Source organism: Bradyrhizobium sp. WSM2254 (assembly GCF_000472645.1).
GTDB classification, from domain to species: domain Bacteria; phylum Pseudomonadota; class Alphaproteobacteria; order Rhizobiales; family Xanthobacteraceae; genus Bradyrhizobium; species Bradyrhizobium niftali.
The window spans coordinates 16,901-35,008 of the sequence record NZ_AXAB01000021.1 but is presented as its reverse complement, the minus strand read 5'-3'; the positions used below and the strand labels follow the sequence as shown (position 1 = coordinate 35,008).

The following is an 18,108-nucleotide window of genomic DNA, read 5'->3' as shown; positions in this document are numbered from 1 at the left end:
GCCCTCTAGCGAGGCACCTCCGCCACGCGCTGCAGCTTCTGCAAGCAGCGCGTGGTGCGAACCACGGTCGGCATGTCCTCGTCAGGAAAATTCGTCTTCCAGTCGGTCACGCCGACCTCGCCGACATACATGTCGCCTTTGGAATCCAGCGCAATGCCATGCGGCGCGAGGAATTTGCCGCTCACAAGACCGGGGCCATCCTCGCCGCCGAGACGCGCGATACGCTTGCCCTTGGCGTCCACGATCGACAACCGCGGGCCGAGATTGGGCACCTTGAGGTTGACCGGCATGGCAGGGCCGAGCTCGCCGATCACGAAGGTCGGGCTCTTGCCGCCACCGCAGCAGCACAGCGCGCACGGCCGGTGCAGATTGTTCCACTGCGCCTCGTATTTGCCGTTGCCGTCGAACACCTGCACACGATGGTTCTCGCGGTCGGCGACATAGACCCAACCATCGGCGTCGGTGACGATATTATGCACGATGTTGAACTGGCCGGGGTCGGTGCCAGGCGCGCCCCAGCTATTGATCAGTCTGCCGTCCGGCGTGAATTTGTGGATGCGGGCATTGCCGTAGCCGTCGGAGACGTAGATCTCTCCCTTAGGGGACAGCGCGGTGTGGGTGCAGCGATGGAAGGGATCGCCGCTCATGAACGGCGCGGGCTTTTCGGGAACACCGATCGTCAGTAGCACCTTGCCGTCAGTGGTGCACTTTCGCACGGTGTGGTCGCCGTCATCGGTGCAATAGAGGTTGTCGTCGGCGTCGATGTGCAGGCCGTGCGCGCGGGAGAACAGCCCCTCGCCCCAGCTGCGCAGGAAATTGCCGTCGCGGTCGAGCACCACCATCGGATGGGCGCCGCGGTTGAAGACGTAGATGCGGTCGCGGCTGTCGACCGCGACGGAAGCGACGTCGGTGAGCTGCCAGCCATCCGGCAGTTTCGCCCAATTGTCGACGACGCGGTAGCGGTGCTCGCCCGAGCCGAGAATGGCTGACACTCGTTTTCCTGTTGTTGCGCGCCTGCATCGCCTGATCGCTCAGGCGAAGGTGCAGCCCTTGGATTCCAGCACCTTGCCGATGCCGGACAGCTCGAGGATGTTCCCGCCGGCCTTGAGCGCTTTCATCACGCCGGCTTCCTTGTCCTCGCGCGCCGCCGACTTGACGCAGACGTCGGCGATGTTCTCCTTCGGCACAATGACGACGCCATCGTCATCGGCGCTCACGATGTCGCCGGGGCGGACGGCGATCCCGCCGATGACGATCGGCTGATTGATAGTGCCGAGGGTCTCCTTGACGGTGCCCTTCATGCACAGGCCGTAGGAGAAGACGTTGAAGCCGGTGTCGCGCACGGCAAGGCCATCGCGAACGCCGGCATCCGTGACCAGGCCGACGATGCCCTTGGCGACGCAGGCCGTCGCCAGCACCTCGCCGAAGCCGCCCTGCTCGGGATGATCGCCCGCGCTCACCACGAGCACGTCGCCCGGCTTTGCCAGCGAAATCGCCGTGATCAACATCATGTTGTCGCCGGGATGGCAGCTCACCGTCAGCGCCGGTCCGCAAGCGCGCATCCCGGAATAGATCGGCTTGATGCGGAAGGTCAGCGCACCCGATCGTCCCTGCGCTTCGTGAAGGGTGGACGGAGGAAACTTCTTGATGCGCTCGACAAGCTCGGCGGCGGGCCGATCGAATGTCCTGATTACATGCACCATGGTAACCTCCTTGCGGTCGCGATCTCCGTTACACCTCCATAACCAACCGCCTTAGGGCGGCAAATTCAGATTTTAGGATTGCCGCATCGTGTTTCGTTATGGCTCGTCCTTCGGCTCATCCGGAGGCGATGCCGGGCCACCCGAGGCGATGGCAACCGAGCCGAGCTGGGCCTCGAACGGACCCCAGGTCTTGACGATGATCTCGAGCAGGATCTTGTAGACGGCGAATGCGGCGTCGGACAACGCGGCATTGTCGGAAATGCATAGCGACATCTGTTGCGAGGCCGACGGCGCGTTGATCCGCCGAATGCAGAGTTCGTCGAGGTTCGGCAACTCCTTTGCGATCGACATGGGCAGCACAGCCGCCCCCACTCCGGCTGCAATCGCCGAAGACAGGGTCGACTGGGAGTGGATCTCGGCGACGATGCGCGGGCGGAGGCCCACCTCGGCGCAGACCCGCTCCACGGTCTGTCGCAGGAAGGATTCCCGATATGGCAGAAGCAGGTCGAATTGTGCGACCTCCGCCGCCGAGACCTCCTCCGGCGGCATCTGCTCCGGATACATGCCACGGGGCGCGACAAGATAAAAGTATTCGCGCATCAGCGGCTTGTAATCGAGGCCGGTCACCGGGCGCTCGCCGTAAAGGACTGCCATGTCCATGCTCCCCTTCAGCATCATCTCGCTGAGCATGACCCCGGAGCTGTCATAAATGTGCGGCACGATGCCGGGATAGCGTTCGCGGATCTGCGTGAGCAATGGGGTCGCCAGCAACGCCGCCGAACTGAGCGGGGCCAGACCGATCGTGACGTTGCCGGTCAGCTCCGGCTTGTTGTCCAGAATGGTGCGCCTGGCTTCTTCAATCTGCCGCTGGATCGACTTGGAATAGCGGTAGAGGATTCGTCCGGCCTCGGTGGGCTTGACCCCGCGGGCGCTGCGGTCGAGCAGCTTGCACTTGAAATCCGCCTCCAGGCTCGCAATGTGCTGACTCAGTGCCGGCTGCGCAACATTCAGCACCTTCGCCGCGCTCGTCATGCTGCCGAGATCCACGACCTTGATAAAGGCCTCCAAACGTTTCGTATCCAATACGGCCTCTCCGGATATCCAGGCTGGGAGCAATGCAGCAGCAATAGGCTGAAGCTATGGGATCAGAAGGAATTGTTCTTACCACTGGGAACCTGAGGGGCCTATAGCTAGTGCTGAACTCGTCCGCCGCTCGCGTTGCAGCCGAGGCCACCAGCGGGTTGGACGGTAGCAGAGGAGCCCTCGCGGATGGGATTTTCGGACTATCGGACGGCCCTGGTGACGGGCGCATCCTCCGGAATAGGGGCTGCGACGGTTCGCCGCCTGAGTGCAGAAGGGCTCGAGGTCTACGCCGTGGCCCGCGACGCCGCTCGCCTCAGCGCCTTATCTGCGGAGACCGGTTGCCGCCCCTGCGCCGTGGACATCAGCGACCTCGATGCGCTTGCGGCATTGGCGAAGTCGGCCGAGTTCGACGTCCTGGTCAACAACGCCGGCCAGTCTCGCCGCGGCAATATTCTGGACACGACGGCAGAGGATGTCGACGCCCTCATCGACGTCAATTTGCGCGCGGTCCTGCATCTGACACGGCTGATCGTGCCGGGCATGGCGCGCCGCGACCGCGGCCATGTCGTCAACATCTCCTCGATCGCAGGTCACTACGCGTTCGGTGGCGGAAACACCGTGTATCACGCCACGAAGGCTGGCATTCACTCGCTGTCGCAGCAACTGCGCGTCGACCTCTACGGGACCAGGGTTCGCGTCACCGAGATATCGCCGGCCCGGGTCGAGACGGAAGTGTTCGGACGGCTGCTGGGTGATCTGGCCGAAGCCAAGCGCCGCTTCTTCGACGATTATGATTCGCTTCAGCCCGAGGACATCGCCAATTCGATCGCGTTCGCGGTTGGGTCCCCGGCACGCATGAATGTTGCCTTCATGGAAGTCCTGCCGACCCAGCAGGTCGTCGGCGGCCTTAATTTTGCACAGAAGAGCTGGCCGCCGGCCGAGTGACGCATGAACGCCCCGAACTCGACAGGCCGTCAACGCGGAACGTGACTGTGGACCTCGCCAAAATAGAACAACTCGTCGATCTCGTTTCGCGCTCCTCCATCGCGGAGCTGGACCTCACGCAGGACGGCACCCGCATCCGCATCCTCAAGCGCGCATCTGCAGGAGCGCCTGCGATCCCGGCACAGCCTGCAAACGGGCTCAAGGTTGAGGCCCCCACTCTCGATCACGAGGAAAGTTCTGCTCCCGAGGCTGCCGCCGACATTGTCGTGCCGGCGCCGATGCATGGCATCTTCTACCGGGCTGCGGCGCCGGACGAGCCGCCGCTGGTCGAGGTCGGCACGCGGATCGAGGCCGGGCAGAAGATCTGCATCATCGAAGCGATGAAGACCTTCATCGACATCGCCGCCGAGGCGCCCGGCGTCGTGCTTGCGATCCTCGCAGAGGATGGTCAGGAGATCGAGGCCGGGCGGGCTCTGTTCCGGATTGGGCCGGCGGGTTCATCGTGATGTTCGACAAGGTCCTGATCGCCAACCGGGGCGAGATCGCGCTTCGCATCCAGCGCGCCTGTCGGGCGATGGGTCTCAAGACGGTCGTCATTCACTCGGAGGCGGATCGCGACGCACGCTATGTCGCACTCGCCGATGAGGCACTCTGCATCGGGCCGGCGCCGGCAAGCAGCACCTATCTCAACGTTGCGGCGATCCTGCTCGCAGCCGAGGTCAGCGGTGCCCAGGCGATCCACCCGGGTTACGGATTCCTCTCGGAGAGTGCGGAGTTCGCCGATCGGGTCGCGCGCGCCGGCCTCGCCTTCATCGGCCCGCCGGCGGATTGTATTCGGACCATGGGCGACAAGGTTGCGGCCAAGCGCGCGATGCGGCTGGCGGGCGTGCCTTGCGTGCCCGGGCCGGACAGCGCCCTGCCGGAGGATCCGTCCGAGGTGCGCGCGATCGCGCGGGACATCGGATACCCCGTCATCATCAAGGCCGCCGGTGGCGGCGGCGGACGCGGTATGCGGATCGTGCGCAGCGAAGGCGCGCTGGATGACGCGCTGGCGCTGACCCGCGCGGAAGCCAGCAAGGCCTTCAAGAACGCTGCGGTCTACATCGAGAAATTCCTCGAAAAGCCCCGCCATATCGAGATTCAAGTGTTGTGCGATCAGCATGACAATCATCTCTGGCTCGGCGACCGCGACTGCTCGCTTCAGCGCAGGAACCAGAAGGTGGTCGAGGAAGCCCCCGCGCCCGGCATCGATCGCGCTCTGATCGAACGGGTGGGCGCAAGCTGCGTCGAAGCCTGCCGGCGGATCGGCTATCGCGGCGCCGGCACATTCGAATTCCTCTACGAGAACGGCCAATTCTTCTTCATCGAAATGAACACGCGCGTCCAGGTGGAGCATCCCGTCACCGAGGCCACGACGGGGATCGATATCGTCAAGGCGCAGATCCGCATCGCGCGAGGCGAGCCGTTGGGCATCGCGCAAGGCGACATCGCACGTGTAGGCCATGCCATTGAATTCCGCATCAATGCCGAAGACCCCACCACCTTCGCTCCCTCGCCCGGCATGGTGACGCGCTGGGACGTTCCCGGCGGCATCGGCATCCGCGTCGATTCGCATATCACCGCCGGCGCCACCGTTCCCCGGCACTATGACTCGCTGATCGGCAAGCTCATCGCTCATGGTGGCAGCCGCGAGGAAGCTATGGCGCGTGCGCGCGTCGCCTTGTCCGAGCTACGCGCCGAAGGCATCCGAACCAATGTGCCGTTGCATCAGGCGATCCTCGCCGATCCCGCGTTTTGCCTTGGCGGCTACGACATCCACCATCTCGAGCACTGGATGAATGCGCGGGTGGCCGCGCCATGACGGCCCCGGACCGACCGCGGATCAGCCTGCTCGGGACATCGGCCCTCCTGTTCGAGGCACCCGGCGCATTCGACCTGCCGCACCAGCGGCGCATCTGGTCGCTGGCGGCCACTGCATCGAAATGGCCAGGGATCCGCGAGGCCATTCCCGGCATCACCAATTTGATGCTGACCTTCGCAACCCCTCCACGCGAGCTGGACGCCTTGATCGCCGCTCTCAACGACGGTTGGGACGCGGCGGAAGGCCTCACGATCGGCGGGCGCGAGATCAGGTTGCCGGTCACCTATGGCGGCGAGATCGGATCGTCTCTTCAGTCCGTCGCCGATCATTGCGGCCTGTCTGTCGACGACGTGGTCTCGATCCACGCCGCCCCGCTCTACACGGTGTTCGCGCTCGGCAGCCATCCCGGCTATTGCTATCTGGGCGGCATGGATCCACGCATCACCATGCCGCGCCGTCAGACGCCGCTGCAACGCTCCGCGGGCGGCTCGGTCTCGATCGGCGGATCGCAGACCGGTGTCTCCGCCTCCCCCGGGCCGAGCGGCTGGCACGCCATCGGGCATACGAGCTGGACCTTCTTCGATCCGTCCTGGCCGACGCCAGCCGCACTCGCGCCGGGCGATACGATCCGCTTCGAGATCGAACGGGTGATCCGGTGATCGAGATCCTGTCAGTCACGGGGCCCGCCAGCGTCCAGGATCTCGGCCGCTTCGACCAGTATCGCTTTGGGGTCGGCACGTCGGGTGCGATGGACGATGTCGCCCTGCGGGCTGGCAACATCCTTCTCGGCAACGATGAGAACTCCGCCGGCATCGAAATCCCGATGCTGCCGTTCAAGCTTCGTTTCGGCCGGGACATGGCCTTTGCACTCACGGGCGCCGATGTCGAGGCGGAGATCGCCGGACGCGTGATCCCCCCGTGGTGGCGGTCGCACGCCCGTACTGGCGATATCCTGACCGTCAAGGCAATGCCCCGCGGCGCACGAAGCTATCTGACATTCGGCGGCGGCATCGACGTGCCCATGGTGCTGGGCTCACGCAGCACGCAGTTTCGCAGCGAGTTCGGCGGCTGGCACGGACGGCCGCTCCAGGCCGGCGACATCCTGCCCTCTACGGCATCCACCGCTACAATCGGCGAGCTCGGGGTCGAGCCCGCCGAGATCACGCTGGTGCGGCCGAACGCTACGCCGGACGAGACCGTCGTCAGGGTCGTGATTGCCGGCGAATATGACGGATTCGACGCCACCACGCAGGCGCTGTTCTGGTCCAGCAGCTGGAAGATCACGCCGCAGAGCAACCGTTACGGCTACCGCCTGCAAGGCCCCGCCGTGAAGCCGGAGGTGCCGATCGAGAAGCGCTCGCACGGCATCGTCCCTGGCGTCATCCAGATTCCACCGAACGGACAGCCGATCATCCAGATGCGCGACGCGCAGACGTCCGGCGGCTACCCGAAGATCGCAACCGTGATCCGGGCCGACTTGTGGCGTGTCGGGCAGGCGCGGCTCGGCGGCAAGCTGCGGTTCGAACAAACGGCTTACGCTGATGCGCTGGCAGCCGAGGCCGAGATGTCAGCCTATCTCGATCGGCTCAGGACCAATGTTCGCCTTGTCGAGGAGACCAGAACATGCCGATCGAGCTGACTGACATCGCGCGTCTGGCGCAAATCCTCGAAAAATCCGGCGTCGACACCATCGAAATCGAGGAGCCCGGCCAGTCCCTGAAGCTCGTCGTCGACACGGGTCCGCGGATGGCCGCGTCACCGACGCTTGCTGCCCCGGCTGCAGACCATTCCGTCATCGCCAAAGCCGACGTCGCAGGGCATTTCCTTCCGGCTCATCCCTGGCGGGACAAGCCGTTCGTCACACAGGGTCAGCGCATCGAGGCCGGCGCGGTCGTCGGCCTCGTCAAGATCGGGCTCTTGTATGCGCCCATCGTGGCACCGGCCGCCGGCACCGTCGATGCCGTGATCGCGGAGCCTGGCGCAACGGTCGGCTACGGCACGCCGATTGTGCGCATCCGCCCGCTCGCCGGGAGCAGCCCTATCAATTGAGCAGGACGGTTGCGGGCGTGACTTCGCCGCCGCCCTGCTCGATCACACGGCGCACCGTGCCGGCGAGGTTGACCGATCCGGGCGTGTCGCCGTGGATCAGGATCGAGCGCGCCTCGACCTTGATCGACTTGCCCTCGATCGTCTGCACAGTGCCGCTGTCGAGGAAGCGCTTGACCCGTTCGGCCACGGCCTCAGTCGAGGTGATGACCGAGTTGGGAAGCTTGCGGGACACCAGATGGCCGTTCTCGTCATACGCGCGGTCAGCCAGGAACAGAGTGAGGATGCGCAGGCCCACCTTGCGCGCGGCGCGCACGATCTCGGCGTCCGGCTGCGAGAACACGATGAAATCGCGATTGATGATCGCAATCGCACGCGCCACAACATCGGCCATGTCGGGGTCGGCATTGACCATGTTGCCCATCGCGGCGTGGAAGCTGACATGGGTCACGCGGTGACCCGCATTGGCCGCGATCGCCTGCAGGGCGCCGATCTGATAGACCATGTGCTTCTCGAGCTCGGCGGCGTCCATCTGAATCACGCGGCGGCCAAATCCGAGAAGGTCAGGCAGGCCCGGATGGGCTCCGACCTCGACCCCCTTCTGCTTCGCCAGGCGAACCATGCGATCCATGATGATGGGATCGCCGGCGTGGAAACCGCACGCCACGTTGGCCGATGAGATGATGCTCATCAGCGCCTCGTCGTCGCAGATGTGATAATTGCCGAATCCTTCACCCATGTCCGAATTGATGCCGATTTTCATGTTCGTACCCTGCTCTTGTTATTGTTGACGTCCACTCAAAGCGCTCGATAGAGATCCGCGGTCGCACGCAACTTCGCGAGGTAGTCGTTGACCGGAGCCATGGCCGCGACCGCGTCCTGGTAGCTCACCTCGCTGAAGGCAATGAACGATCCCGGCGCCGCCTGGCCGAGGCGCCAGAGATCGGCCTGGATCACGGCCGCCATCTTCGGATAGCCACCGGCCGTATTGGCGTCGCTCATCTGGATGATCGGCTCGCCGGCCGGCGGCACCTGCACGACGCCAGCCACCACGCCGTGCGAGCGCATCTCGACCGGCGCATCCAACGTCAGCTTGCCGCCTGTGAGACGGTAGCCGCCCCGGTCGCTCTGGCCGCTGATCTTCCATCGCGTCGACCAGAACGTCGCCTGCATCGCCTCCGAGAACAGGTCGAACTCGCCGGCCCGCATGACGCGTAACCGCAGCCCACGGTCATCCGCCGGAGCGGCGCCAGGAATCGCGACATCCGGCGGCGCCACACCGAAGTCAAAGCGGCCCACGCTGCAGCGAGACGAACTCCCGATCGGCACGACGTCGCCCGCCTGCAAGGTACGGCCCTCGAGCCCGCCGAAGCCGCCGCGCAGATGAGTGCTGCACGAGCCCAGCACGCGCGGAACATCGATGCCGCCGCCGAACGTCGTGTAGACCCGCGCGCCACGTCGCGGCGCGGTGATCGCGAGAACGTCGCCCGCCCTTGCCTGCGTGCACCACCACGGCCGGACGATTGATCCCGCCAGCGTCGAGTCGTGATCGGCGCCAGTGAGCGCAAACGCAGCATCTGTCTGGAAACGCAGGCGGAACGGAAAGGTCTGAATCTCGATGCCGGCCGCACCATCTTCATTGCCGAGCAGCGCATTGCCGGCGGCGAGCGCGACGGGATCCATGGCGCCGGACGTGCTCACGCCGAAACGACGCGCGCCGTGGCGGCCAATATCCTGGATGGTGTTAAAGGCGGGGCTGGTCAATATCTCGATCACAGCTCGACCCGATCGATTCTGAATCTGACGCGATCGCCCGGAAGCATCAGGGACGGTTGCTCACTCTGTGGATCGAACATGGTGACCGATGCCCATCCGATCGCGTTCCATCCATTCGGACTTGTCAGCACCGCGACGCCCGTCTGCATCCCGCCGATCGTCACCGATCCCGCGCGCATGTTGAGCGACGGCACGGATTTGCGCGGCATGTGAATGCGCGGATCGAGGCCGTGGAGATATCCGAAACCCGGCGAGCTCGCGACGGCGCACACGGTGTATTCGCCTTCGCTGTGAATCCTGATGACATCACGCTCGGACAATCCGGCGCGGCTCGCAACCGCCGGCAGGTCGAAGCCGAGCTCCCCGCCGTAGATCACGGGAATTTCGATGAGCTTGCCGTCGGCCTTTCGGCTCGGCACGCGATGCCACAGTTCGACGATCGAGGCGCCAAGCATGCCGATATCCGCTGGCGGCTGCTCGAATACGAGCATCACATTGGTGACGCCAATGACGGCCTCCTGGACGTTGGGCCAGGTAGAAACCGCATCCGCAAGGGCCCAGATGCGGCCCTGCTGGACCAGATCGAAGTCACCCGGTGCCTCGACCAGCATTGCAAGCGTGCCGATCAGGCTGATCTTCGGGCTTTTCTCGATCGTGCCGACAAAAGGAGCGTTGCGCTGATTAATCGACAAAAGGGCCTCGCTGGTCGAACGCCCGTGGCGCTGCCACCCCTAGATCTAGCCAAGCGGCGCAAGCCGATCCAAGACGATGTTCGTCTGCGGGCATAAGGGATGTCGATTGCCGGCAGGACGTCGCGCTCGCCCCCGATTTCAGTGACGCGCGATGACGTGATTGCTGGGCGACTCCCACCGCGCCACGACCTCCTCGCCCACCGCGTATCGAAGTCCGGCCTGCTGCGACTGGTTCTGCTCGAACACGATGATCTGCCCGCCGCTCGGCGTCTTGAGGTAGTAGTGACTGACGAATCCGCGATAAATGGCCTGGTCGACACGCGCCGTCACGCTGTTGGCACGTTGCGCCGTCGGACTCTGGCCAGCGCGCTCGACGAGGATCGCTTCGGGCCTGATCGAGACCATCACGTCGCTCGCCGATGGCGGTATCTGATCGACCTGAAGGCTCAATTCGGGCGATACACGAATGACCGCTCCGCTTCCGTTTCGCTGCTCGATGGGGCCCTCAAACAGATTTGACGCGCCGATGAACTGCGCGACGAATTTCGAGGCCGGACGCTGGTAGATTTCGGTCGCCGAGCCGACCTGCTCGAGCTTGCCGTCGCGCATCACCACGATCTTGTCGGCCATCGTCAGGGCTTCGTCCTGGTCGTGGGTCACCATGATGGTGGTCAACCCGAGCCTGCGCTGAAGGGCACGCAGCTCGACCTGCATGCTCTCGCGAAGTCCCTTGTCGAGCGCCCCGAGCGGCTCGTCCAGCAGCAGCATAGCGGGCTCGATCACCAGGGCGCGACCCAATGCGACGCGCTGCTGCTGACCACCGGAGAGCTGCGCCGGATAGCGTTTCCCGAAACTCGCCAGCTGGACCAGATTGAGGGCTTCGCCCACCTTCCTTGCGGCATCGGCCTTGGATATCCCGCGCATCTCGAGGCCGAAGGCGATGTTCTCCTCGACTGTCAGATGAGGAAACAGCGCGTAGTTCTGGAACAACATCCCGACGTTGCGGCGATGCACCGGAACGTCCGTCATCTTCTTGTCGTTCACGAAGACGTCGCCGGATGTCGGGCGGATCAGCCCCGCGATCATGCGCAGGCAAGTCGTCTTGCCGCATCCGCTCGGACCGAGCAGCGCAACCATGTGGCCCGGCTCGATCGTGAGCGAGACGTCGTCCACCGCGACGGTGCGGTTGTATTCCTTGCTGAGGCGGTCAAGCCTGACTTCGGAAGACCTCATGGCACCCTGCCTTAGCTCGTGAACACCTGATTGTAGCGTTCCAGCCACGGACCGCGGCGCGGAACGATGAACTTCCAGTCCGGCGTGAACAACCCGAGATCGGTTGCCTTGGTGTCGGGATAGGCAAGGAACTTGGCCGTCTCAGGCTTGAAGTCGATGCCGCCCACCGAAGGCGCGCTGAGCGTCTGCTCGGACAGCATTTTGGCGACCGAGGGCTCCAGAATACGGTTGATCAGGGCACACGCGAGCTCCGGCTCAGGCGCATTCTTGACCAGCGTCATGCTGTTGATGCCGGTGAACGCGCCTTCCTTGGGGAACGTCATGTCGATCGGCATGCCCTTCGCCGTGTGCGGATAGATCGCCTTCGAATACTCGATGCCGCCGATGGTCGCCTGGCCCTGGGCCACCTGGAGCACCTGCGCCTCGCTGTCGTAGATCGTCAGGACGTTGGGCTTGAGAGCAGCAAGCTTGTCCCAGCCGCTATCGACCAGGTATTGCGCCTCCTTCAGCGGCTTGCCTGTCGTGAGCGCCGTCGCCACGATGAGCATCAGCACGCTCTGGGTGTTCTTGGGCGTATTCAGCAGGATCTGCTTGCGATACTTCGCACCGAATATCTGCTCATAGCTCTCGAGCGGCTTCGTCACCTGCGGATTGATGAACATGGCCGCGCTCGAAATCGAGAAGCCGACGCCATAATCCTCTTCGAAGAGATAGCGCGGGTAGACCTTGGCAAGATTCGGAATCTTGGCGGCATCGAGCTTCTCGATCAGTCCTTCTTGCTTGGCCTGGGGGATGCCGACATCGTCCATCATCATCATGCTGAAGCGCGGCGTATCACGCGTGGCGCGGAGGGCGGCGATGTTGGAGAGCGTCGCGCCTTCGATCGTGAAGACGCGACACTTGAATTCGGCCTCGAATTTCGGAATGACTTCCTTCTGGATCAGCTTGCCCAGCGCGGAATTGTAGACGCCGACATGCAGTTGCTTGGCGTCCTGCGCCCACGACCGGCTGATGATCGTCGGGAAAGCAACCGCAGATGCACCGGCCTTAATGAGAGTCCTACGTGTCAGCTTCATGGGTCCAATCTCCATCTACCAATGCACATCAGGCAGCCAGCGCGCGGCGAAGGCCGACCAGTTTCTCCAGCAGCAGCACGCCGACCATCGCCATCAGGATGATGATCGTCGACATCGCCGGCACGGAAGGGTCAAAGACGTTGACCAGTTGCCGCATCAGGACAAGCGGCACGGGCGAGTATTCCGAGTTCGCCAGCCACATCGTGACCGGGTAATTGTCGAAGGACACCATGAAGGCGAACAGCCCGCCGGCGGCGACGCCGGAGGCGATCTGCGGCAACGTCACGCGCCAGAAGGTCGTCAGCCGGTTCGCGCCGAGGGTGCGCGCGGCATCCTCCAGGTTCTCATCCACCAGCTGAAGGCTGGTGACGACGGTGCGGATGACATAGGGCGACGTCACGACCACGTGCCCGATCAGGAGGTTGAGCCGCGCATCCTGCGAGCCAAGCTTGGTCAGGACCTGAAGCAGCGCCAGGCCCGTGACCAGCGCCGGGAAAATCAGCGGCGACAGCAAGAACCCCTTGATCGCCGCCAGGCCGAAGAACCTGCCCCGCACCAGCGCAAAGGCCGCGGGCACGCCGAGCAGGAGCGAGCCCGCCGTCGTGCCGAGGGCGAGCAGAATGCTCAGCCTCATCGCCTCGAGGAAGTCGCGGTCCTGGAGAACCTTGGCGTACCATTTCAGCGTGAAGCCCTGCGGGGGGAAGGTCACGAAATAGGAATCGGAGACCGACACCGCCATGACGAGCAGCAGCGGCGCCAGGATGAACAGCATCATGCCGGCGGTGATGGTGTAGAGGATGAAGGCGCCGAAGCCTGAAAACCGCTCGTCCATCAGTCGGGCCTCCTGAGACGCCGGCCTTCCAGAAGCCACATCGAGACGCCATTCACCGCGAGGACGAGGCCGACGAGAACGACGGCGATCGCGGCGCCGAACGGCCAGTCGTAGACGACGAAGATCTGCTGCTCGATCAGATTGCCGAGCATCACCGCCGAGGCGCCGCCCAGGATCGCGGGGATGACGAAGGAGCCGGCCGTGAGCGAGAATACGAGGGTAAAGCCCGCCACGAAGCCGGGCATGCTCAGCGGCAGCGTCACCCGGAGGAACACCCTCCACCACGGAGCGCCAAGCATGCGGGCGGCATCTTCGAGATTGGGATCGATCTTGCCGAGCGCCGACGCCAATGGCAGCACCATCATCGGGAAGAACACGTGCAGCGATCCGATGACGACGGCCACTTCGGTGTAGAGAACCGATATCGGTGCGTCGACGATGTGCAGCGTCATCAGGATCCAGTTCAACATGCCCTTCGGACCATTCTGAAGCACCAATTGCCACCCGTAGCCGCGAACGACGACGCTGACGATCAGGGGAGCGATGACGATCAGGGTAATGATGCGCGTGACCATCGGACGGCTCTTGACCATCACCAGGGCGACGGGATAGGCGAGCACTGTCGCAAGCAGCGAGGTGATGATGCTGATCCGCAGCGTCGTCCAGAGCACGCGTGCGTAGAGCTCGACGTTGACCAGACGGGCGTAGTGCGCAAGCGTGAATGGACGGCCGATGATGCCGCGGCTGTCCTGGGTCTGGATGCTCGAGAGCAGCAGCCCCAGCGCCGGATAGAAGAAGAAATACGTCAGGAACGCCAGCATCGGTATGGCCAGGAGCCCGACAGGCAAAGCCAGGCGCCACCGCGATGCCCGCCGGATTGCCGGTGGAGCTTGAACACCTAAGACTGCCACCGCATCGTCGCTGGTGGTCATCGCTGGCCGTCCTCGACTGCGCGATACCAAGGCAATACCCCTCTTTGCACAAAGCTTATGCGTCGGCATCCTACAGGACCAAGAACATCTTCGTTTAGGGGCATCAGGAAGGATTATGACAATTGGTGCGGCATACTGCTCCGATCTTGACCGATGAATGCCGCTGGCTGCATCTTTCGTTCTCCGGCGAGGGCCAAGCCCCCTGACATACCGACGGCCGGTCAGCGCAAGCTTTCGCAGAAGCTCGCGATACGCCGGCAGCCTTCCTTCAGCGCTTCGGTATCGGTCGCGTAGGAGATCCGGAAGTACGGGCTCATGCCATAGGCGCCGCCCGGTACGGCCGCGACATGTTGCTCTTCCAGCAGAGCCGAAATGAAGTCGGCATCGGTGTCCAGCCGGCGCCCGCCCTTTGTGGTCTTGCCGATGCAACCGGCGATATTCGGGAACACATAGAAGGCCCCTTGCGGCTTGTGGCAGGTGATGCCCCGAATCTGATTGAGCAGCTTGACCACCAGATCGCGCCGGTCGCGATAGATGTCCGCGCGCTCCTTCAGGAACTCCTGCGGCCCATCCAGGACCGCAACCGCCGCCGCCTGGCTCAGGGTGCAGATTCCACCGGTCGCCTGACCGTGGACATTGTTCATCGCAGCGATCAGGTCCTTGGGGCCCCCGCAATAGCCGACCCGCCAGCCAGTCATGGCGTAGGCCTTTGACGCGCCGTTCACGGTCACGACACGGTTCTTCAGTCTCGGTTCAACCTCCGCGATGGTGCAGAATTCGAAACCATCATAAGTGAGGTGCTCGTAGATATCGTCGGTGAGAATCCAGACGTCGGGATACTTCAGCATGACGTCGGCGATCGCGCGCATCTCCTCGCGCGTGCACGCCGCGCCGGTCGGATTGTTGGGAAAGTTCAGGATCAGCCACTTCGTCCGCGGCGTGATCGCCGCATCCAGGTCCGCCGGGCGGAGCTTGAACTGGTTGTTCTCCGGGCACGGCACGGCGACGGGCGTCGCCTCTGCAAGGAGAACGATGTCCGCATAGGTGATCCAGCCCGGCGCGGGAATGACGACCTCGTCGCCGGGATTGCAGGTCGCAAACAGCGCGTTGAAAATGATCTGCTTGCCGCCGTTGGCGATCAGTATCTCGTCGAGGGCGTAGTCGAGATTGTTCTCGCGCTTGAACTTGCGCTGGACCGCGGTCCGCAACGCGACAGTCCCCGGCTGCGCCGGGTACTTGGTATCGCCGGCCAGGGCGGCCCGATGTGCGGCCTCGATCGCATGCGGCGGCGTCGGAAAATCGGGCTCGCCGGACGACAGGCCGACGATCTTGACGCCTGCGTCGCGGAGCTCGCGCGCCTTGTCCGTCATCGCCGCCGAGGCCGACACCTTCACAGTCTTGAGGCGGTTTGCGAGTTCAGGCATTGTCAGCTCCACTTCTCATTTCTTTCAAACGCGCGGCCTCGGATCGGCTCGCAAATCGCAATTCGCCAACGACCTGGAACGTGGGTACGACCTCGATCATCGCGACGTTCATCCGCGCCGGCGATCCCACCGCGAACGCAATGGCATCGGCGATGTCTTCGGACTGGAGCGTCTCGAAGCCGCCGACGAACCGGGCATCCGGATTGTCGGCGGCGTTCTGGTTCTGGAAGATGCTCGTCGCCACACGCCCGGGCGAGACCTCGGTGACGCGAACGCGGGTGCCGTAGAGGTCGACGCGCAATTGCTGCGAGAGCGAATGAATGCCCGCCTTCGTCGCGTGATAGGCCACGGATGAGTTGAAGGTCGTGGCGTTTTCGCCGAAGGCGTAATGGCCCGCGATCGAGGAGACGTTGACCACGTGGCCACGGTTGCGCCTCGCCATGCCAGGTGCGATCAATCGCGTCAGGTGCAGGACCGCGCGCAGATTGACGTCGACCAGCGTGTCGACATCATCCGATGCCATCTCCAGGATATTGCCGCGCCGCGACTGGCCGGCATTGTTGACGAGAACATCGAATTCGGCCGAACCGGCAAGGCACATCAAGGCGTCGTGGTCGTTCACGTCGACTGCACAGGTGCGGCATCCGGTCTCGGCCGACAGGCTGGCTAGCCGGCGAACATCCCGCGCCAGCGCATGGACCTCGAGCCCCTCGGCACGGAGGCGACGAACCGTCGCAGCCCCGATTCCCGAGGACGCGCCCGTCACCAACGCCGTTCGGTAGTCCGAAAATCCCATCCGCAGGGCTCTCTTGCAGTCAGGCCGAGCGGCGGAAAGTTACGTGCGGAGATCGGCGCAGGCATACAGCGGATTTGTTCTGCCCTCATAAGGACATCCAATATCCCGGCCTTAACTCGTCGGGTGCACGAGCCATAAGCCCACCCGATGCAGGCAGAGTGAATTTCTCTTACTCGTCCTCGCGCGTATCGCCCTACATTTTGCAACGCTCTTCTCATCCACGGGAAACGGACCAGAATGTTGGAAGTCGGCAATCGGATCGTCATGGTCTCCGGAGCTTCGCGCGGCATTGGGCGTGCGGTCGTCGACCGGCTACTGGCGTCGGGCTTCCGCGTATCGGCGGGGCTTCGCGATCCGAGCCGCCTCGCCGAGAGCGAGAGACTCATGACGTACCGCTATGATGCCGAAGACGCCAGGAGCCCGATCTCCTGGGTCAACGCGACGGTCGCACGGTGGGGCGGGATCGACGCCATCGTCAACACGGCCGGCATCAATCCGAAGGTCCGGGTCTCCGACGAGGGTGAGAACGAGCTCGATGAAATGTGGCGCGTGAACGTCAAGGGGCCCCTGCGCCTCGTCAGGGCCACCCTGCCCCATCTGGCCGTGTGCGGACATGGCCGGGTCATCAATCTGGGGTCCCTCGCCGGCAAGCGCGTGGGAAGCAATGTCGGCTATGCCATGACCAAGTTCGCTGTCGTTGCGCTCACCCACGGCATTCGCCGGGAGGGACGTGCGGCCGGCATCCGGGCGACGGTGATCTGCCCGGGCTATGTTGCCACCGACATGACGCTGAACGACGACGAGATTCCCCGCCACGAGATGAGCCAGCCGGGCGACATCGCCCGCCTGGTGGAAACCGCACTCATGCTGCCGAACAACGCGTCGGTCTCCGAGATGCTCGTGCACTGCCAGTTCGAACCGATGCTTTAAAATCCGGGCGCGACGATGACATTCGCAGCGGGTGAGCAAATCGCCCGCAACCCGAACAAGTCCGGCCCTGGGCCCTATCACCGCCCAAGCAATGTCTTGATGCCGGCCAAGCCGATCCGCAGGAAGGGGTCTGAATGGATGTAGAAATATTTGACGCCCCGGTCGCGCCAGAACGGTAGTTCGTCAGACGTCACAAGTGTCCCGGCGATCTTCCCGGCGGCGCGGATCTTCCTGACCGCAAGATCGACCCGCTCGACGACGGCTTGGGGTCTAGGCTCTCCGAAGGGCGGAGCCGGCGGATAACCCATGTTCTGGGACAGGTCGCCAGGCCCGATGAAGAGAACATCAATGCCTTCCACCGCGAGCAAGGAATCGATGTCGTCAATCGCCCTCGGCGTTTCGATCATTGCAATGATCAGCCGCTTTTCGTGGTCGGCAGGGCACGCGTAGCGCACGGCGTCGACGATCGCGCGCGCCTGGTCGGCAGTATCGACCATTGGCACCATCAGGCCGTCGGCGCCGGCATTGAGATAACGGATCAGAACCGGCCGTTCATGCGAGTGCGGACGGACGATGGCGGCGCCGCCCGCGCCGCGAATGGCCTGGGCCGTCACACGCACGTCCTCAAAGCTCCAGGTCCCGTGCTCGCAGTCGACGAAGATTGCATCCGCACCGAGTTCGACCAGACGGACGGCCAGGCCCGACGAAGCGTGATGCGGTGTAAGCATCGTGACCGCCTCGCCCTTGGCAAGGCGCTCGCGCAGTTTGGCTCCATTCAT

20 protein-coding genes are annotated in these 18,108 nt (G+C 63.9%); 7 read left to right on the top strand and 13 right to left on the bottom strand.

The features are described 5' to 3' along the window. Positions 1-5: 5 nt before the first annotated feature. From A3M7_RS48550 to A3M7_RS44230, 3 genes are all read right to left on the bottom strand, one after another. The gene (locus tag A3M7_RS48550) at positions 6-992 is read right to left on the bottom strand and encodes a peptidyl-alpha-hydroxyglycine alpha-amidating lyase family protein (protein ID WP_027544799.1); all 987 of its coding nucleotides are present in this window, start codon (positions 990-992) and stop codon (positions 6-8) included. A 39-nt stretch (positions 993-1,031) separates the two neighbouring features. Then, positions 1,032-1,703 (bottom strand): 4-carboxy-4-hydroxy-2-oxoadipate aldolase/oxaloacetate decarboxylase, encoded by a 672-nt coding sequence (locus A3M7_RS0115740; protein WP_027544798.1) that lies wholly within the window; start codon positions 1,701-1,703, stop codon positions 1,032-1,034. 96 nt (positions 1,704-1,799) lie between these two features. Further along, entirely contained in the window at positions 1,800-2,786 is a 987-nt protein-coding gene (locus tag A3M7_RS44230; protein WP_051000296.1) for a LysR substrate-binding domain-containing protein, read from the bottom strand. A 186-nt stretch (positions 2,787-2,972) separates the two neighbouring features. Between A3M7_RS44230 and A3M7_RS0115730 the strand changes: the two genes are divergently transcribed. The 6 genes from A3M7_RS0115730 to A3M7_RS44225 are packed head-to-tail and all read left to right on the top strand — an operon-like array spanning position 2,973 to position 7,641. Further along, the gene (locus A3M7_RS0115730) at positions 2,973-3,731 is read left to right on the top strand and encodes an SDR family oxidoreductase (RefSeq protein ID WP_027544797.1); all 759 of its coding nucleotides are present in this window, start codon (positions 2,973-2,975) and stop codon (positions 3,729-3,731) included. Positions 3,732-3,778: 47 nt separating this feature from the next. Next, complete coding sequence (locus A3M7_RS0115725) at positions 3,779-4,237, top strand: biotin/lipoyl-containing protein (protein WP_027544796.1); 459 nt, start codon at positions 3,779-3,781, stop codon at positions 4,235-4,237. Next, positions 4,237-5,592, top strand: coding sequence for an acetyl-CoA carboxylase biotin carboxylase subunit (accC, locus tag A3M7_RS0115720; RefSeq protein ID WP_027544795.1), 1,356 nt, complete (start codon positions 4,237-4,239; stop codon positions 5,590-5,592). The genes A3M7_RS0115725 and accC overlap by 1 nt, the downstream gene beginning before the upstream one ends. Further along, a complete protein-coding gene (gene pxpB, locus A3M7_RS0115715; RefSeq protein ID WP_027544794.1) occupies positions 5,589-6,251 on the top strand; it encodes a 5-oxoprolinase subunit PxpB in 663 nt (220 codons plus the stop codon). Before accC ends, pxpB (A3M7_RS0115715) begins: the two co-directional genes overlap by 4 nt. Then, positions 6,248-7,231 carry a biotin-dependent carboxyltransferase family protein gene (locus A3M7_RS0115710; protein ID WP_027544793.1) on the top strand — a complete coding sequence of 328 codons (984 nt, stop codon included), beginning with the start codon at positions 6,248-6,250 and terminating at the stop codon, positions 7,229-7,231. Before pxpB (A3M7_RS0115715) ends, A3M7_RS0115710 begins: the two co-directional genes overlap by 4 nt. Continuing rightward, positions 7,216-7,641 carry an acetyl-CoA carboxylase biotin carboxyl carrier protein subunit gene (locus A3M7_RS44225; RefSeq protein WP_049823433.1) on the top strand — a complete coding sequence of 142 codons (426 nt, stop codon included), beginning with the start codon at positions 7,216-7,218 and terminating at the stop codon, positions 7,639-7,641. The genes A3M7_RS0115710 and A3M7_RS44225 overlap by 16 nt, the downstream gene beginning before the upstream one ends. On the opposite strand, the gene A3M7_RS0115700 is transcribed toward A3M7_RS44225, so the two are convergent. The 9 genes from A3M7_RS0115700 to A3M7_RS0115660 form a co-directional block, all read right to left on the bottom strand. Next, the gene (locus A3M7_RS0115700; protein WP_027544792.1) at positions 7,634-8,401 is read right to left on the bottom strand and encodes a LamB/YcsF family protein; all 768 of its coding nucleotides are present in this window, start codon (positions 8,399-8,401) and stop codon (positions 7,634-7,636) included. The genes A3M7_RS44225 and A3M7_RS0115700 overlap by 8 nt on opposite strands. A gap of 35 nt (positions 8,402-8,436) precedes the next feature. Beyond that, a complete protein-coding gene (locus A3M7_RS0115695; protein ID WP_027544791.1) occupies positions 8,437-9,414 on the bottom strand; it encodes a biotin-dependent carboxyltransferase family protein in 978 nt (325 codons plus the stop codon). Then, positions 9,411-10,106, bottom strand: a complete 696-nt coding sequence (gene pxpB / locus A3M7_RS0115690) for a 5-oxoprolinase subunit PxpB (protein ID WP_027544790.1) — start codon at positions 10,104-10,106, stop codon at positions 9,411-9,413. Before pxpB (A3M7_RS0115690) ends, A3M7_RS0115695 begins: the two co-directional genes overlap by 4 nt. A 138-nt stretch (positions 10,107-10,244) precedes the next feature. Beyond that, entirely contained in the window at positions 10,245-11,339 is a 1,095-nt protein-coding gene (locus A3M7_RS0115685) for an ABC transporter ATP-binding protein (RefSeq protein WP_027544789.1), read from the bottom strand. A gap of 11 nt (positions 11,340-11,350) precedes the next feature. Beyond that, positions 11,351-12,415 (bottom strand): extracellular solute-binding protein, encoded by a 1,065-nt coding sequence (locus tag A3M7_RS0115680; RefSeq protein ID WP_245284258.1) that lies wholly within the window; start codon positions 12,413-12,415, stop codon positions 11,351-11,353. A gap of 28 nt (positions 12,416-12,443) precedes the next feature. Further along, on the bottom strand, positions 12,444-13,247 hold the full coding sequence (locus A3M7_RS0115675; RefSeq protein WP_027544787.1) for an ABC transporter permease: 804 nt from the start codon (positions 13,245-13,247) through the stop codon (positions 12,444-12,446). Further along, the gene (locus tag A3M7_RS0115670) at positions 13,247-14,068 is read right to left on the bottom strand and encodes an ABC transporter permease (RefSeq protein ID WP_245284257.1); all 822 of its coding nucleotides are present in this window, start codon (positions 14,066-14,068) and stop codon (positions 13,247-13,249) included. The genes A3M7_RS0115675 and A3M7_RS0115670 overlap by 1 nt, the downstream gene beginning before the upstream one ends. Positions 14,069-14,400: 332 nt before the next feature. Further along, a complete protein-coding gene (locus A3M7_RS0115665) occupies positions 14,401-15,603 on the bottom strand; it encodes a pyridoxal phosphate-dependent aminotransferase (protein ID WP_027544785.1) in 1,203 nt (400 codons plus the stop codon). Beyond that, positions 15,596-16,399 (bottom strand): SDR family oxidoreductase, encoded by an 804-nt coding sequence (locus A3M7_RS0115660; protein ID WP_027544784.1) that lies wholly within the window; start codon positions 16,397-16,399, stop codon positions 15,596-15,598. The genes A3M7_RS0115665 and A3M7_RS0115660 overlap by 8 nt, the downstream gene beginning before the upstream one ends. A gap of 237 nt (positions 16,400-16,636) precedes the next feature. Between A3M7_RS0115660 and A3M7_RS0115655 the strand changes: the two genes are divergently transcribed. Next, positions 16,637-17,329, top strand: coding sequence for an SDR family NAD(P)-dependent oxidoreductase (locus tag A3M7_RS0115655; RefSeq protein ID WP_027544783.1), 693 nt, complete (start codon positions 16,637-16,639; stop codon positions 17,327-17,329). 77 nt (positions 17,330-17,406) lie between these two features. Here the strand turns inward: A3M7_RS0115655 and A3M7_RS0115650 are convergent, their stop codons facing one another. Beyond that, the gene (locus A3M7_RS0115650) at positions 17,407-18,108 is read right to left on the bottom strand and encodes an HpcH/HpaI aldolase/citrate lyase family protein (protein ID WP_027544782.1); all 702 of its coding nucleotides are present in this window, start codon (positions 18,106-18,108) and stop codon (positions 17,407-17,409) included.